This window comes from Natrarchaeobaculum sulfurireducens (genome assembly GCF_003430825.1).
Classification (GTDB): Archaea; Halobacteriota; Halobacteria; order Halobacteriales; family Natrialbaceae; genus Natrarchaeobaculum; species Natrarchaeobaculum sulfurireducens.
This window is the reverse complement of record NZ_CP024047.1, coordinates 2,928,527-2,942,129: the sequence shown is the minus strand read 5'-3', so window position 1 is coordinate 2,942,129 and position 13,603 is coordinate 2,928,527. Positions and strand designations below refer to the sequence as shown.

Here is a 13,603-nt window from a genome sequence, read left to right as displayed (position 1 = left end):
GTCTTTTTCTTCCCTTCCTTCTTACAGGGTGAACATGAAATCAGTCCGGAAAGCGCTCCGCGAAGGAGAACTCGAGAAAGATACCTACGACCGACTCGTCTGCGCCGAGTGTGAACAGCCCCTGAAGACCGAGAACGATCCGGACGAGATCAAGACCGTCCGGATCTGTCCGGACTGTGAGGCCGAGTGGAAAGAGATTCGGTAACGGTTGCTGGCACCTCGAGGTGCAAGCGTAACGGTCCTCAGTTGCTCGGTCCGTGACGTTACGGTGGCTGTCGCTCTTTCACCCGCTTGTCGCGGTGAGGCGCGGACTACCGCTCGCCGGCCATCGCGGCGAACAACCGTTCTTCGAACTCTTGTTTGTCGATTCCGTCAGAGGGGCCGATCCCTCGCATGTGATCGACCGAGAGCTGTCCGCCGCCCATTCGTGCGTGGCCGCCCGCGTTCGCCATCGGAATGTCACTGACCGCGTGCCGGAGTGTCTCGCCCATGTGAACGCGGTCGTCACGTGACCGTCCCGACAGCTGAATCGTCCCGTCGTTTTCGCCAAAGACGACTACCGCGGTCACTCCCTCCAGGTGCATGAGTTCGTCCGCTGCCTGCGGGATCGCATCAGTGTTGGTAATCTCGCCGACGTCACAGACCGCAAAAGCCCCTTCGACGCGCTTTTCCGTAATCGCTTTCGCCTTGATCTGTAATACGTCGTCGCTCACCTGTGGCTTGGCGATCCGCTCGAGAAGGTCCTCGTCGATGCCGTCGAACAGAATCGCACAGGCGTCGAACTCGGCCCGGGAGCAGCCGTTCGTCAGATGGTTCGTGTCGGATTGGATGCCATAGAGCAGTCCGGTCGCGAGTTCGGCAGAGAACTCGATTGGTCCCTCCTCGTCTTCGTGTTCCATCGTCGCACCGATTTCCGTCAGGTACTCGACGAGGATCGTCGAGGCTGCGCCGTACTCCGTCCGGACGTCGGTAAAGCGCGTTCCGGTTCCGTTACCTGGATGGTGGTCGACGACTGCGATCGGTTCGACTGACTGGGCACCGGTGAAGCCTCTGGGCGTGTTGTGATCGACCAGAACCACTGTGTCGCTTGCGAGTTCCGAACTCGACTCGATCGCCTCGAGATCGAGGTCGAGAACGGTCCGAAACGCCCGGTTTTCTTGGTGGCGGATCTCGCCGGCGAACTGTAGCGTCGTGTCGGTGTCGGCCGACTCGGCGATCGCCGCGACCCCCATGGCACAGGACATCGCGTCGGGATCGGGATTCGGGTGCATCAACACCGTCACCTCGTCGTAGTCCCCGAGCACTCGTTGCAGGCGGACGCCGGGTGGCCGGCGAAACCAGCGGACGGTCCACCAGCTACCGACGACGAGCGCACCGACGCCGACTACCAGCAACGAGAGCACCAGTGGCTCGAGAGATTCGAGCCCGTCGACGATCCGCTGGACCGCCGATGTGTCCGCCTCGACGAACGAGATCGTCGAGACGTCCCGATCGTTCATACCGGACACTCAAATCGAGTGATAAAGAATTTTCCCCCGATTTACACGTCTTTCGGGCGAACAACCGTCGACCTGTACGCGCGTTGATCCGGCAGTGTCGCTTTCGTGTGGTGAGAATGCACGCCGCCCCGTTGGCCCTCAGACCTCGAGATGCTCGGCTCGGCCGACAGCGGAACGATTGGTCGGCGTCGGAACGGTCAGTACACCGTCGATAGCGTCGCTACGTGGTGTACGACTCGAGGGCATCGCGATACCCCTCACGGAACGTCGGATACCGGAACTCGTAGCCGAGGTCCCGGAGCCTGTCGTTCGAACAGCGCTTGCTGGTCAGGAGTCGTCGTCGGGCAGCCTCCGAGAGTTCGTCGTCTGCGAGGCGCTCGTCGGTCGTTCGCTTCGGTGGCACGTCGACGCCCGCCTGCTCGGCCAGCCAGTCGGCGAACGTCCATCTGTCGACGGGCTCGTCGTCGACGACGACGACCACCTCGTTTCGCCCTACCTCCTCCTCGAGCAGGAATCGAACCGAACCGGCAGCATCGTCTCTGTGTACCATGTTCAGGTACCCTTCCGTGACGGGCCCCTCGAGGTAGCGCTCGAGGCGATACCGGTCCGGGCCGTAGAGGCCGGCATAGCGGGCGACGGTCCCCTCGAAGCCGTGTTCGGGCGGCTGCTCTAAAGCGACGCGTTCGGCTTCCGCGAGCACCTCGGTCTTCTCGGTGGTCGGCTCGAGCGGCGTCTCCTCGTCGACCCAGTCGCCGTCGTGGTCGCCGTAGACGCCAGTCGAAGAGGTGTAGACCAGCCGTTCTGGGGGCTCATCGCGCTCGCCGAAGGCGTCGACCGCCGTCCGTAGCCCCTCGACGTAGACCTCGCGGGCAGCCTCGGCGCCGCGGCCGCCGCTGCTCGCGCTGAAGACGATCGCCTCGACGTCCGGGATCGCCGCGAGCGATTCGCGGTCGGTCACGTCAGCCCGAATAGCCTCGAAGCCGGCGTCTTCTATCTGCTCGAGACCCGCCTCGGAGCGTCGAACGCCGATCACGTGGTGTCCGTTCGACTCGAGCTGGCGTCCGAGCTCGAGGCCGACGTGCCCACAGCCGAGAATTGCGACCTTCATACCAGTTCTCATGGACGAGTTACTATAACGACACCGCTCACCCACGACGCTTGCTGGTCGTGCATGTGGAAAGCACAGTATTGGCCGCCCGTGTACACGCTAATCGCCCGTGCGTGCGGAAAAATCGTTGGGCGTTCAGGGCATCTCTGCGTGTGTGTTCAGGGCATCCCGTCCGCGATTGCATGCTGGACGTGAACGAACTCCTCGAACGTCATCGGTGCGCGCCGTTCGATCTTCTGCTGGATCTCTTTGGCCTCGAGATCGATCCCGAGTTCGCTCTCGAGCGCCTCGACGTCGAGCACCGCCGATGACATACCGAGCAGCAGGTGCTCGCAGGCCATCGTGACGATCGTATCGGCGTCCGGTGTGTCCGCTTCGAGCGCCTGGATCTGGGCGGCCCCCTCGAGATTCAACTCGGGGGTGGCTTCCTCGCCGATCGCCTCGAGCGTGTCCTGATCGACGTCCGTCTCGGCGGCGACTGTCTCGAGGCCGTACTCGTCGACAATCGCAGCGAGGTCGGCTTCGTACTCCGTCCGCAGTTCCTCGGGCGACTCTGGTGCGTTCAGCCGTTGGTCGTAGAACATACCCGGACTGACAGCGTACACCCTCAAGTGGGTTGTTGTTCGGGAACAGTAGTGAGTCACACGGGCCGCCGGTCGTCGCCGTCGGCGGATTCTGGGTTCACCGTGTGGCTGCTTGTGAGTGGATTTTCTGAGTTGGTATGTCACCGCAACCTTCAACTCACTTTCCGTTCATGGAAACTGTATGAAAGTCGCCCTGATCGGAGTCGGTCAGGCCGGTGGCAACGTCACCGAACGGCTCGCCCGGTTCGACGCGGACATGGGCTTCGAAGCCGTCCAGGGTGCCCTGGCCGTCAACTCCGCCGAAGCAGACCTCCAGTCCCTCGAGTTCGTCGACACGCTGTTGATCGGTGCTGACCGGGTCAACGGACACGGCGTCGGCGCTGACAACGAACTCGGCGCCGAGATCATGCAGTCGGACATCCAGCAAGTCCTCAGCGCGCTGGATGGCCGCGTCACCTCGCGGTCGGACGCAATCTTCGTCGTCGCCGGGCTCGGTGGAGGGACCGGAAGCGGCGGTGCACCCGCACTCGTCCACCACTTACAGCGGGTGTACGACGTCCCCGTCTACGCCCTCGGCGTCCTGCCTGGCCGGAACGAAGGTGCCCTCTATCAGGCCAACGCCGGCCGATCGCTGAAGACGCTCGCCCGCGAGGCCGACTCGACGTTGCTGATCGATAACGACGCCTGGCACGAACAGGGCGAGAGCATCGGCGGTGCATTCGACCGTATCAACGACAAGATCGCCCAGCGCGTCGGCTTGCTTTTCGCCTCCGGCGAAGCCATCGAGGGTGTCGGTGAAAGTGTGGTCGACTCGAGCGAGGTGATCAACACCCTCCGATCGGGCGGCATCTCCGTACTCGGCTACGCGAGCGAGGTGGCGAGCGAGGACAGCGCCCAGAATATCCGGACCGTCATGAGCGTCGCCCGCCAGGCACTGTTGACGGGCACGAGCATGCCTGATGCGACAAAAGCCGACTCGGCGCTGCTCGTCATCGCGGGTCGACCCGAGGCGATTCCCCGCAAGGGCGTCGAAAAGGCCCGACGATGGATGGAAGACGAAACGGGGAGCATGCAGGTCCGCGGTGGTGACTTCCCGCTCGAGAGTGACCGACTCGGGGCGCTCGTCCTCTTGGGCGGTGCCGAACGTTCCGACCGGATCGACGAATTCATGGATCGCGCACGCGAGGCGAAGAAAGCCCAGGAGGACGAGCGAACCGACCCGGCAGAGCAGTTCACTAACGACCGTCTCGAGAATCTCTTCTGAGCCCCCGATGCGGTGGGAGTTCGCTCGCGACTGTCGTCGGAACCGATCATCGAGGCTATTTATATATCTCTCCAGTTCCCATGTCATCGTTCGACACGCTAGACTGGGGCCCTGCTAACGGTTTTCAGGGGTCTACCGATCGGTACATTTAAATTACAGGCTACAGTAGTAGCCAGTACCAGAACGCCATCGGGGCGCGTATCGCTCGACGATCGATGACAGGAAATCTTATTCACCGAGGTTTCGCAGATCGTGAGCACACGCTGTACGCGGCGGATCGAACCGTCCGACGGCTCCCGGTCGGAGCCAGTCATCACCGGCGTCCGCCGGTTCCCGGTGCGGTATGGCACAGAGGTTTGACTAACACATGGTAGACGAATCGAAAAACATCGAACTTACAGAGGACGACCTAGCAAACAAATCGAAAGGACAGCTCATCAAGATGGCCGGTCAACTGCGAGACCGGCGAAACGATCTGAACCAGATGGCTTCTGAGCGGGCTTCCAAGCGCGACGATCTCAACGCGAAGACCCGCGAGAAAGTTGACGAAGCTCAAGAGCACCGCGAACAGCGCGACGAGCTCAACGAGCAGGTCCAAGAGCACAAAGAACAGCGTAACGAGCTCAACGCACAAGCCAACGAACTGTTCGACAAAGTCGAGCAGCTCAAGTCCGACATGGAACTCGACGAGGGCAAGGACCTAGAGCAGCTCGAAGACGAGATCGAGCAACTCGAGTTCAAACAGCAGACCGAAGTCCTCTCGAGCGAGGACGAAAAAGAGCTCATCGAGAAAATCGAGTCCAAACGCGAGGAGTACGAACAGCGCAAGGGAAAACTCGAGCAGAACGATGACCTAGAAGGACTCGTCGACGAGGCAGAGGAGGTCCGCTCGGAAGCCTCCCAGCACCACCAGAAGGTGACGGAGCTCGCGGACAAGGCTCAGGAACACCACAACCAGATGATCGAGGCCTATCGCGAGGCCGACGACATCCGTGATGAGGCCGACGAGATGCACGAGAAGTTCGTCGAGGCCCAGGAAGCCGCCGACCAGCATCACGAAGACTTCGTCCGCGTCCAGAAGCGTCTGCGCGAACTGGACAAGGAAGAAGAGCAAGAGCGTAAGTCCGCTCGCGACAAGAAGAAAGAGGCGGCCAAAGAGGAAGCCGAGGAAATCTATCAGAAGTTCAAAGAAGGCGAAACCCTCGATACCGAGGACCTGATGAAGCTCCAGAAGACGGGGCTGCTCTAAGGCGGTCGTCCTCTCGATTCGTCCCACGTGCGTCTTTTAGTGGGGACGTTTCTCTGACCGCAAACCGCGACTCGAGCGATGAGCCGTCTGAGAGCACCGATTGCCGTATCTAATCGGGTGTTACTTCTGGACAATAGTATCGGCCTGTAGGATAAGCGCTAGTGGCACGACCGAAAAGAGACGATTCCGTCGCCGTCACGAGTGGATCGGGCGCTCGAGCGAACGCGTCGCGACGGAACGATTAACCGGTCGGCACACACACTGTCCGGCATGTATCGAGGTGAGCGTCGTGAGTAGCCTCCGAACGGTTGCCCAGCTCGCGATCGTCGTGGTGTTCGTAGTCGTGTTCGCCGTCGTCGGCGTTTCACTGTTCGTCCTTTACCCGGAGACGATAGCCGACGTTCTCGGCGTAGTGCTCGCCCTCGCCGTCGTGTTCTTCGGCGTCCGGATCGGGAGCTCGGTCTCTCGATCGCTGTTCCCCGGATACGACGTCGCTGAAGTCGCCGTCGAGGGCCCGATCACGCGGGACGGGAGCGGTGGTCCGTTGCCCTCGAGTCCCCGATCGACGCCCGCCGACGACATCGTCGAGCAGATCGAACGGGCGGACGCGGACGACAACGTCGACGCATTGCTGATGAAACTGAACACGCCCGGCGGCGAAGTCGTCCCCAGCGACGACATCCGGCTCGCAGCCGAGCGTTTCGACGGACTGACGGTCGCGTACACGACTGACGTCTGTGCCAGCGGCGGCTACTGGATCGCCAGCGGCTGTGACGAACTCTGGGCGCGTGAGGGGTCGATCGTCGGCTCGATCGGCGTCATCGGTTCCCGAGTGAACGCGAGCGCCCTCGCCGAGAAGGTCGGCCTCTCTTATGAGCGGTTCGCCGCCGGTGAGTACAAAGACGCCGGCACCCCGCTGAAAGAACTCGAGGAGGACGAACGCGAGTACCTCCAGGGACTGATCGACGACTACTACGAGACGTTCGTCGATCGCGTCAGCGACGGTCGCGACCTCGAAACGGAGTTCGTCCGCGACACCGAAGCTCGGATCTACCTCGGCGAGGAGGCCCACGACCTCGGGCTGGTCGACGAACTCGGCACCAGACGCGAGCTCGAGGAGGCGGTTGCCGATCGCCTGGAACGGGATGCGGTCAGCGTCGAGGAGTTCGAACCCGAACGACCCCTGATGGCCCGCCTCGGTGGCGGTGCCCAGCAGGTCGCCTACGCGTTCGGTGCCGGCGTCGCGAGCATCGTGGGTGACCGGGAGTTTCGACTTCGTACCTGAACGGACGCCGGCCACTCGGTCACACCGACCGAATCGTCGTATCGGGATCAAAATCGCGTCGAACGAGTAAGTGGTTTTATCGTCACACAGAATGCATCGCCTACCGTGACAACGCTGGTCGTCTGTCTCGACCGGACCGACGACGTCGGTCGCAAGACCGGCCTTCGATCACCGATCGTCGGCTGGGAGGCAGTTCGCGCGCTCGTGACCGACGTCGGCCTCGCAGATCCGGAGGACTCGGGAGTCAACAGCTTACTCGAGTCACTACGCGTCGCCCAGGACCTTCGCGACGGCGATGAAGAAGCCGTCGTCGCGGTCGTTTCGGGAGACCGCGAGTCGATGGTGTCGGCGGACAGAGCCGTTGCTCGCCAGCTCGACGACCTCATCGCGAAGTATGATCCTGACTCGGCCGTCGTCGTCATCGACAGCGCCGAAGACGAGCGGCTGGTACCGATCGTCGAGAGCCGCGTCCGGGTCGACTCCGTCGACCGCGTCGTGGTCAGGCAGGCCAGGGACATCGAGTCGACGTACTACCTTCTGAAACAGTTTCTCGCCGACGAGGAGCTGCGCCAGACGATCCTCGTCCCGACCGGGCTGACCCTGCTCGTCTTCCCGATGCTTGCGACCGTCGTCGGCCCGGCCGAGGGAGCGGCCGCGATCACGACCGTTATCGGTCTCTTTCTCCTCTACAAGGGCTTCAGCGTCGACGAGATCGTGACCGGGCTTGCCCACCAGCTTCGCGAGGCGCTGTACTCCGGGCAGGTGTCGGTCGTCACCTACGTCGTCGCCGCCGGTCTCACGCTCGTGGGAGTGTTCGCCGGCGCACTCGGCGTTTCGAGCCTCGAGGATCCGCCAGGAATTCTCGTCCCCGCGATGCAGTTCGCCTTCGACGCCGTTCCGTGGCTCGCGATGGCCGCCGTCACCGCCAGTGCTGGCCGCCTGCTCGACGAAATGATCAGCGATCGCCCCATCCGGAGTTCGTATCTCAACTTGCCGTTTCTCGTCCTCGCTATCGGCCTCGTCGTCCGAGGCTTTTCGACGTACTTCCTCGAGCGACAGGGTGTGATCGACCCGATCACCGTCCCACCGATCGAATCGGGCATTCTCAGCGTCGAGAGCTTCGTCGTGTCGGCCGGCGAGCGCCTGACGCTGTACGTCGTCACTGCGATCGTCGTCAGTCTCGTCGGTGCCCGCATCGCCGCGTACGTCAGCACCACGACCGACGACGCCGACCTCGCCGACGACGAATCAGATCGTGGCCAACAGACGTCCGCCGAGCTCACTGATGGCGGTCCCGACGCCGAGCCCGACGGTTCGAGTTCACGCGTCGACGTCGGGCCGGCCGCCGACGGCGTCGACGAAGTTCCTCGGTCGGATTCGGGTGACTCGAGTCAGTGAGCGGTCGCTGATTCGGTGATACCTTTGCTCGTCGTGCCCGTCCGCGCGTCTCAGACGGAGAACGACAGCCTGTACTGCAGAGGAGACGAGCGACTGGACTCGTCACGCATATAGGCGCCTCGCTCCTGACTCGAGTATGAGCGACGCAGACGGCGCGTGGGTGAGCCTCTTTTCGGGCGGCAAGGACTCCTCGTGGGCGCTGTACCGGGCACTCGAGACGGGACGTGACGTTCGTCGGCTCGTCACCGTCCATCCGACCGACGACTCGTACATGTACCACGTCCCTGCGACTGATCTGGCTAGCCTGGCCGCCGAGAGTATCGGAATCGACCTCGTCGACGTCGAACCGGACGACCTCGCGGCCCCCTCGGCGACCGACTCGAGCGCCCAGGGTGACGACGAACTCGAACCCCTGGAGGCTGCTCTCGAGGCCCTCACCGGCGACCTAGAGGGTGGCATCGCCGGCGTCACGGCAGGTGCCGTCGAAAGTGAGTATCAGACGAGCCGAATTCAGGGGATGTGCGACCGGCTAGACTGTGAGCTGTTCGCTCCGCTGTGGCAGGAAGATCCCCGTTCGCTGGCCGACGCGATGCTCGATGCCGGCTTCGAGATCGTCATCGTCCAGGTCGCCGCCCACGGCCTCGACGAGTCCTGGCTCGGGCGAACGCTTGACCACGAGACACTGGCTGAAATCGAGGGCCTCAACGAGGAATACGGCGTACACGTTCTGGGTGAAGGTGGCGAATTCGAGACGCTCGTGGTCGACGGGCCACACATGGATCGGCGCATCGAACTCGAGTCCGAGACCGTCTGGGAGGGGACGCGGGGACGATTACGGATTACGGACGCTCGGCTCGAGTAGCTACAGTCGGTGACGTGCGACGGTCGGCCTCATCGGGTCTCGCGATTCGACTGGTCTGTCTTCGGTATCGTCCGCCTCGAGCCAACCCGACCGCGGTCACGATACCGACCAGACCTGTGCCTGAGGCGTTCCACACCCGTCGCAGACGACTGCCCTGTTGTCCTTGTAGATACTGCGCTCGAGTTCGCCGTCCGAACAGAGCGGACAGGACCGTCCCTCGAGAATCGCGAGCAGGGTCCCGTTCTGGTCGTTCGCTCGAGTCCGCTGTGAATGTGCCATGTACTAACTCCACTGCCGATTCCGGTGAAACGGTTGACCCTGGATATGCCGGTCGATAGTCACTGTTCCGTCGACGTCGGACGGTCACGACGGAACGGTGGCCCGAAATCGTGGGGGCTATCCCCGCCGGCGTCCGTCGTGTAAGTATGCGCCAGTTCGTACTCATCGGTCACGAGGTCCCGACCGATTCTGACTTCTCGCTCGACGACCTCGCGGGTGGGGCCGGCCGACTCGATGCCCTCTGTCGGTCGATCACCGCCTCCTTCGTCACCTCCCACGGCATCCGCGAGGCCGTCCGCGTCCATCTCGTCGTCCAGGACGAACTCACTATCACCTTCGACGGTCGTGAACTCCGGCGGCTCAACCCCGACGAACGCTCGACGGCCGCGCTGATCCGAAACGCACTCGATCACCGCGACGAAGCCATCGGTGCACTGCCCGCCGAACCCAGCCCCGGCGTCGAAGTGTATCGCCGCGGCCTCGAGGGGACGCTCGAGACGATCACCGACGACGGCCCCGTGGTCCAGCTTCACGAGGACGGCGACAGCGTCGTCGACGTCGATGACCTCACAGACCCGATCTTCGTCCTCTCGGATCATCGTGACTTTACTGCCGACGAAGAGACCTCCTTGGGCGAGTACGTCGACCGGCAGGTTCGACTCGGGCCCGAACTGTTACACGCCGATCAGGCGATTACGGTCGCCCATCACTTTCTGGATACCGACGGCTACGAGACGTTCTAGGGCGGCCGGCTCGAGTGGACAAATCGCACGCGAGCGCCGATGCACTCGGGTTTCGGAAGCGTTAAACTACCCGGCCCACTTACTCAGAGTGCGGGCCGGTGGGGTAGCTTGGTATCCTTCGGCCTTCGGGTGGCCGTAACCGCAGTTCGAATCTGCGCCGGCCCACTGGATATAAATCCCCTTCCCCGCATTTTCTGACACGTAGCCGCCGCTTTTCGGGGTGGTCTGCGTGAGTTCCACACTGCGGTTCAGTGTCGGAAACTCGGCCTGTCTCCACTGTGGTGCCCACGTTACCAACCAGTTCGCACGCGTCTTCGGTGACGATCGCGACCGCGCTCACCGCTGCGGAGAGTGTGACACCTACTGCCGACTGAGCCGCGGCTCCGCTGCTGGCCTCGAGGTGTCGATCCCCGATCCGGAGACGTCGAACGGGCGTCACGGAGGTGAGCCCGATGCGTAAGCCGCTGTTCGTGCCCGCGAGTCGACTCTACGACGTCGAGAGTCGGACGTCGATCGCCCATCCAGCTCACCAGGCGACAGACAGCGAGGTTCGTCAGGCGCTCGAGGACGGTGGTTCTCGATGAGTCGTCTCGTCGAGTCCGACGAGTGCGAGCGGTGTGACGAATCGGTTCCTGCGACCCAGCGGCTCTGTGCGAGCTGCGCTCGAGAGATCCGCCGCGCTCGAGGTGGTCCGCTGTGAGTTCTCGAGCATCGGAACTCGGGAGTCCGAAAGCTAGCGGGGATGCCCTCGAGGCCGACGTCGTCCAGACGGTCGACGCCCTGGAGTACGTCGGTGATCGGACGGCCACCTGGCACGACGCGAAGACGACGACCTCGAGGACGAGTCGGGCCCGGTTTGGTCGGCGCGCGTCGGCTGTTCGTACGTCGGCTACGATGTCAAATGCCGTCGACAGAGTGAGATTCCCCTCTGTTCGGACTGCTTCGCCGAACGGGAGGGGTTGCGATGAGCCAGGCCGCGACGACGCCCTACGAGATCGAAGGCCGCTTGAAGTGGCCCGACTGGGGCCGCGGTCCCTACGTCGCGCTCTCGTCGATCATGTTGGGGCCGCCGTTCGAGGGATACGTAGAGCTGAGCACCGAGGTCGACGGCGAGCCCTGGCGACTCGAGGTGCGGTACAGTAAGTCGGGAATCGCGCCGCGGCTGTCAGACGGCATCAACGCCGAGCGGCTGTACGAGTGGGACATCGTCGGCCGTGGGCGCTGCGAAAAGAAGGCGTCGTTCAACGTCTCGCCGCGGTTCCCCGGAATGTGCCACTACGAGAGCGGTGAGCCGCTACGGCTGCCGTGGGAAAATCAGGCCGGCGAAGTCGACGGCGTCGACGTCGAATACCACACCAGCAACATCGAACCCGGCCGCGCCCTCGAGCTGCTGCCGGAGTTCTACGCTGCGATATTCGAGCACGCTGGCGAAGGGATTCACCCCGACTATTTCCGCTCGAGACCGCACGAGGCAAGCACGATGTGGGCGTACGAACGGTACGTCCGATGGGGAACTGGTCAATGAACAGCACCTCCACATCCAGCGGACCGACGATGGGGAATAGACGCTCGAGCGCGTCGAACATCTAGAGTTGTCATAGCAACGCTACGTCTTTTCGTGCAGAAAATGTCGATACTTTATATTCCGTCGTCGCCTATAACTGTTATAGCATCTGAAGCGGTGACGGAGGGGGAACTCGGGAATGACAGTTCGAGTAATTAACCCGTGTATAGAACCGTTTCATACTAACCGCCTTTCTGGCCGTTTTGGGTGCTGCTGGGGGAGGATGCCATGCTAGATGGAAAACAGATACAACAGAAGTTGATCGGATCAGAAGGCGAGCGTGCGGTATCTCCAGTAATTGGAGTTATTTTGATGGTCGCAATAACTGTGATTCTCGCAGCCGTTATTGCGGCCTTTGTGCTCGATCTCGGTGGAAGTGTCGGCCAAGAAGCGCAGGCTGGCGTTTCGATGGAATTCGACGAATCACAAAAGAACTTGAGCATTCAGGTTACGTCGATGGGTAACGCTGATTACGTTACATTTGGAGGTGCAGCGTCTGATCTAAATGTCTCAGACTCGGGTCCTACGCTCGATGAGGAAACCATGACCGTTGGTGATTCAATTACAGTTAGCAATACGACTGAGAATAATGATGGGGTGAGCGGAACGGTCACTGCTATTGCTGTGATCGAATCGGACGATACGCGGACAGTGGTTGGAAGTGTCGAGATAGACATGACTGACTAGATCACTTCGCTACTCGACCTTCTCTTTTGAGCTATCCGCACATCGGCTGATTGATCAGGAATCAGCTTCGGGAACGAAATAGCGCGGCTGGAGGTTAAGCGATTGAGTAGCTGCAGAAGAGATCGTAATGTAGGTTTCATTGGACGTGACGCGCTCACCGGAGACGTCCTCGAAAAACGCAGCCAGCTCGTCACGATAGGATCGAGGTCGATCCTCGAGAATCTGGACGGTCCGTTTCTCGCGTTGGTGGATGGCTCGGTTCGCAAGATACGCGAGCGCGAACGTCTCGTAAATCTCACGAGGTGCGTCACCGAGATACTCGGACAACTGCAGGTTCTGAAGTCCTGGTTTCGGGCCGACTGGAGCACCGAGAACGCTTAGAACACGGCCAAGCACCGTTCCGTGTTCGGTCGGTCGGTCGAACTTGGGTGCTTCGGTCTTCGTCTTCTTCGTGGTAGAAGTCGTACTCGACACCCGCCGCCTCGAGCGCGTCGACAACGTGTGACTTGTGATCCAAGTGATTCAGTGCGAACGACGGCTGGTAGTGTTGCTCGGCGATCGAGCCGCCGGAGAACACGTTCGCAACGAGCATATTGAGTGCTGTGAACTCCAAGTCATCGTACTCAACGTCGAGCCATCCGTGTTCGCGAGCAACTTCGATCCCTCGGATTGCATCCGGCTGTCCACCGTCGTCGATCCACGTCCGGAGCCGGCCTCGAGGGAGATCTAAAGCGCGGGCGGTTGCACTCGATTTGACTCCCTTTCGGAATGCGTAGCTGGTCGCTTTCCGGTACTGCTCGACGGCTTCCCACGCGTCGACATATGCACCGCCATCATATGTGGCCGCAAGACCGCGTTCATCGACGAGCGGCCTCGGATTGCTCATGGTGCTACTTCGGATTGTGAAATCGCTTCTGTGTTCCGGTCTGGCAGTGTAGTCAGCAAACCGCCAGACAGCGTCGACTCAAGCTCCTGCTGTAACCGTTCTATGACCTGCTAATTATCAAAACTGAAAGTCTTTCAAGACTGTGTTTACTTCCGAAAGACACACAATCAACTAATTATATATAGGTGGGGTATC

General features: G+C 61.7%; 16 protein-coding genes, 1 tRNA gene and 1 pseudogene. 12 read left to right on the top strand and 6 right to left on the bottom strand.

The window, feature by feature from the left end; translation table 11 throughout:
• Positions 1-34 precede the first annotated feature (34 nt).
• The gene (locus tag AArc1_RS19150; RefSeq protein ID WP_186336611.1) at positions 35-205 is read left to right on the top strand and encodes an HVO_0758 family zinc finger protein; all 171 of its coding nucleotides are present in this window, start codon (positions 35-37) and stop codon (positions 203-205) included.
• Positions 206-311: 106 nt separating this feature from the next.
• Here the strand turns inward: AArc1_RS19150 and AArc1_RS15545 are convergent, their stop codons facing one another.
• The 3 genes from AArc1_RS15545 to AArc1_RS15535 all read right to left on the bottom strand — a co-directional run bounded on the left by AArc1_RS15545 (position 312) and on the right by AArc1_RS15535 (position 3,191).
• Positions 312-1,499 (bottom strand): DHH family phosphoesterase, encoded by a 1,188-nt coding sequence (locus AArc1_RS15545; RefSeq protein WP_117365228.1) that lies wholly within the window; start codon positions 1,497-1,499, stop codon positions 312-314.
• Between the two features lie 220 nt (positions 1,500-1,719).
• Entirely contained in the window at positions 1,720-2,607 is an 888-nt protein-coding gene (locus AArc1_RS15540; RefSeq protein ID WP_117365227.1) for an NAD-dependent epimerase/dehydratase family protein, read from the bottom strand.
• 158 nt (positions 2,608-2,765) lie between these two features.
• Positions 2,766-3,191, bottom strand: a complete 426-nt coding sequence (locus AArc1_RS15535) for a DUF5791 family protein (protein ID WP_117365226.1) — start codon at positions 3,189-3,191, stop codon at positions 2,766-2,768.
• A 181-nt stretch (positions 3,192-3,372) separates the two neighbouring features.
• On the opposite strand from AArc1_RS15535, the gene AArc1_RS15530 reads away from it, so the two are divergent.
• From AArc1_RS15530 to AArc1_RS15510, 5 genes are all read left to right on the top strand, one after another.
• A complete protein-coding gene (locus AArc1_RS15530; protein ID WP_117365225.1) occupies positions 3,373-4,455 on the top strand; it encodes a tubulin/FtsZ family protein in 1,083 nt (360 codons plus the stop codon).
• Between the two features lie 367 nt (positions 4,456-4,822).
• On the top strand, positions 4,823-5,704 hold the full coding sequence (locus tag AArc1_RS15525; RefSeq protein WP_117365224.1) for a coiled-coil protein: 882 nt from the start codon (positions 4,823-4,825) through the stop codon (positions 5,702-5,704).
• A 289-nt stretch (positions 5,705-5,993) separates the two neighbouring features.
• Positions 5,994-6,989, top strand: coding sequence for a signal peptide peptidase SppA (gene sppA, locus AArc1_RS15520; RefSeq protein WP_117365223.1), 996 nt, complete (start codon positions 5,994-5,996; stop codon positions 6,987-6,989).
• Between the two features lie 105 nt (positions 6,990-7,094).
• The gene (locus tag AArc1_RS15515) at positions 7,095-8,387 is read left to right on the top strand and encodes a DUF373 family protein (RefSeq protein ID WP_117365222.1); all 1,293 of its coding nucleotides are present in this window, start codon (positions 7,095-7,097) and stop codon (positions 8,385-8,387) included.
• 136 nt (positions 8,388-8,523) lie between these two features.
• Positions 8,524-9,249: a diphthine--ammonia ligase gene (locus tag AArc1_RS15510; protein ID WP_117365221.1), complete on the top strand. Its 726-nt coding sequence runs from the start codon at positions 8,524-8,526 to the stop codon at positions 9,247-9,249.
• Positions 9,250-9,345: 96 nt separating this feature from the next.
• Here AArc1_RS15510 and AArc1_RS15505 read toward each other — a convergent pair whose 3' ends face one another.
• Entirely contained in the window at positions 9,346-9,528 is a 183-nt protein-coding gene (locus AArc1_RS15505) for an HVO_A0556 family zinc finger protein (RefSeq protein ID WP_117365220.1), read from the bottom strand.
• Between the two features lie 146 nt (positions 9,529-9,674).
• Here AArc1_RS15505 and trmY point away from each other — a divergent pair, with 146 nt between their 5' ends.
• The 6 genes and pseudogenes from trmY to AArc1_RS15480 all read left to right on the top strand — a co-directional run bounded on the left by trmY (position 9,675) and on the right by AArc1_RS15480 (position 12,522).
• Positions 9,675-10,271: a tRNA (pseudouridine(54)-N(1))-methyltransferase TrmY gene (trmY, locus tag AArc1_RS15500; RefSeq protein ID WP_117365219.1), complete on the top strand. Its 597-nt coding sequence runs from the start codon at positions 9,675-9,677 to the stop codon at positions 10,269-10,271.
• Positions 10,272-10,363: 92 nt separating this feature from the next.
• Positions 10,364-10,436 (top strand) — tRNA-Pro (locus AArc1_RS15495).
• A 55-nt stretch (positions 10,437-10,491) separates the two neighbouring features.
• Complete coding sequence (locus AArc1_RS15490; RefSeq protein ID WP_117365218.1) at positions 10,492-10,731, top strand: DUF7563 family protein; 240 nt, start codon at positions 10,492-10,494, stop codon at positions 10,729-10,731.
• Positions 10,724-10,855: a hypothetical protein gene (locus AArc1_RS19555; RefSeq protein WP_267130074.1), complete on the top strand. Its 132-nt coding sequence runs from the start codon at positions 10,724-10,726 to the stop codon at positions 10,853-10,855. The genes AArc1_RS15490 and AArc1_RS19555 overlap by 8 nt, the downstream gene beginning before the upstream one ends.
• 380 nt (positions 10,856-11,235) lie before the next feature.
• A pseudogene (locus AArc1_RS15485) lies at positions 11,236-11,778 on the top strand (DUF7845 domain-containing protein); the annotation flags it as partial.
• 285 nt (positions 11,779-12,063) lie between these two features.
• Positions 12,064-12,522 carry a type IV pilin gene (locus tag AArc1_RS15480; protein WP_117365927.1) on the top strand — a complete coding sequence of 153 codons (459 nt, stop codon included), beginning with the start codon at positions 12,064-12,066 and terminating at the stop codon, positions 12,520-12,522.
• Positions 12,523-12,576: 54 nt separating this feature from the next.
• Here AArc1_RS15480 and AArc1_RS19705 read toward each other — a convergent pair whose 3' ends face one another.
• Complete coding sequence (locus AArc1_RS19705; RefSeq protein ID WP_394341267.1) at positions 12,577-12,849, bottom strand: hypothetical protein; 273 nt, start codon at positions 12,847-12,849, stop codon at positions 12,577-12,579.
• Entirely contained in the window at positions 12,830-13,408 is a 579-nt protein-coding gene (locus AArc1_RS15475) for a hypothetical protein (protein ID WP_394341266.1), read from the bottom strand. Before AArc1_RS15475 ends, AArc1_RS19705 begins: the two co-directional genes overlap by 20 nt.
• Between the last annotated feature and the right edge of the window lie 195 nt (positions 13,409-13,603).

Coding starts and splice junctions, on each gene's coding strand:
- AArc1_RS19555 (WP_267130074.1), top strand. CDS start 10,724: ATGCGTAAGCCGCTGTTCGTGCCCGCGAGTCGACTCTACGACGTCGAG.
- AArc1_RS15545 (WP_117365228.1), bottom strand. CDS start 1,499: ATGAACGATCGGGACGTCTCGACGATCTCGTTCGTCGAGGCGGACACA.
- AArc1_RS15525 (WP_117365224.1), top strand. CDS start 4,823: ATGGTAGACGAATCGAAAAACATCGAACTTACAGAGGACGACCTAGCA.
- AArc1_RS19150 (WP_186336611.1), top strand. CDS start 35: ATGAAATCAGTCCGGAAAGCGCTCCGCGAAGGAGAACTCGAGAAAGAT.
- AArc1_RS15510 (WP_117365221.1), top strand. CDS start 8,524: ATGAGCGACGCAGACGGCGCGTGGGTGAGCCTCTTTTCGGGCGGCAAG.
- AArc1_RS15540 (WP_117365227.1), bottom strand. CDS start 2,607: ATGAAGGTCGCAATTCTCGGCTGTGGGCACGTCGGCCTCGAGCTCGGA.
- AArc1_RS15475 (WP_394341266.1), bottom strand. CDS start 13,408: ATGAGCAATCCGAGGCCGCTCGTCGATGAACGCGGTCTTGCGGCCACA.
- AArc1_RS15530 (WP_117365225.1), top strand. CDS start 3,373: ATGAAAGTCGCCCTGATCGGAGTCGGTCAGGCCGGTGGCAACGTCACC.
- trmY (WP_117365219.1), top strand. CDS start 9,675: ATGCGCCAGTTCGTACTCATCGGTCACGAGGTCCCGACCGATTCTGAC.
- AArc1_RS15505 (WP_117365220.1), bottom strand. CDS start 9,528: ATGGCACATTCACAGCGGACTCGAGCGAACGACCAGAACGGGACCCTG.
- AArc1_RS15535 (WP_117365226.1), bottom strand. CDS start 3,191: ATGTTCTACGACCAACGGCTGAACGCACCAGAGTCGCCCGAGGAACTG.
- AArc1_RS15480 (WP_117365927.1), top strand. CDS start 12,064: ATGCTAGATGGAAAACAGATACAACAGAAGTTGATCGGATCAGAAGGC.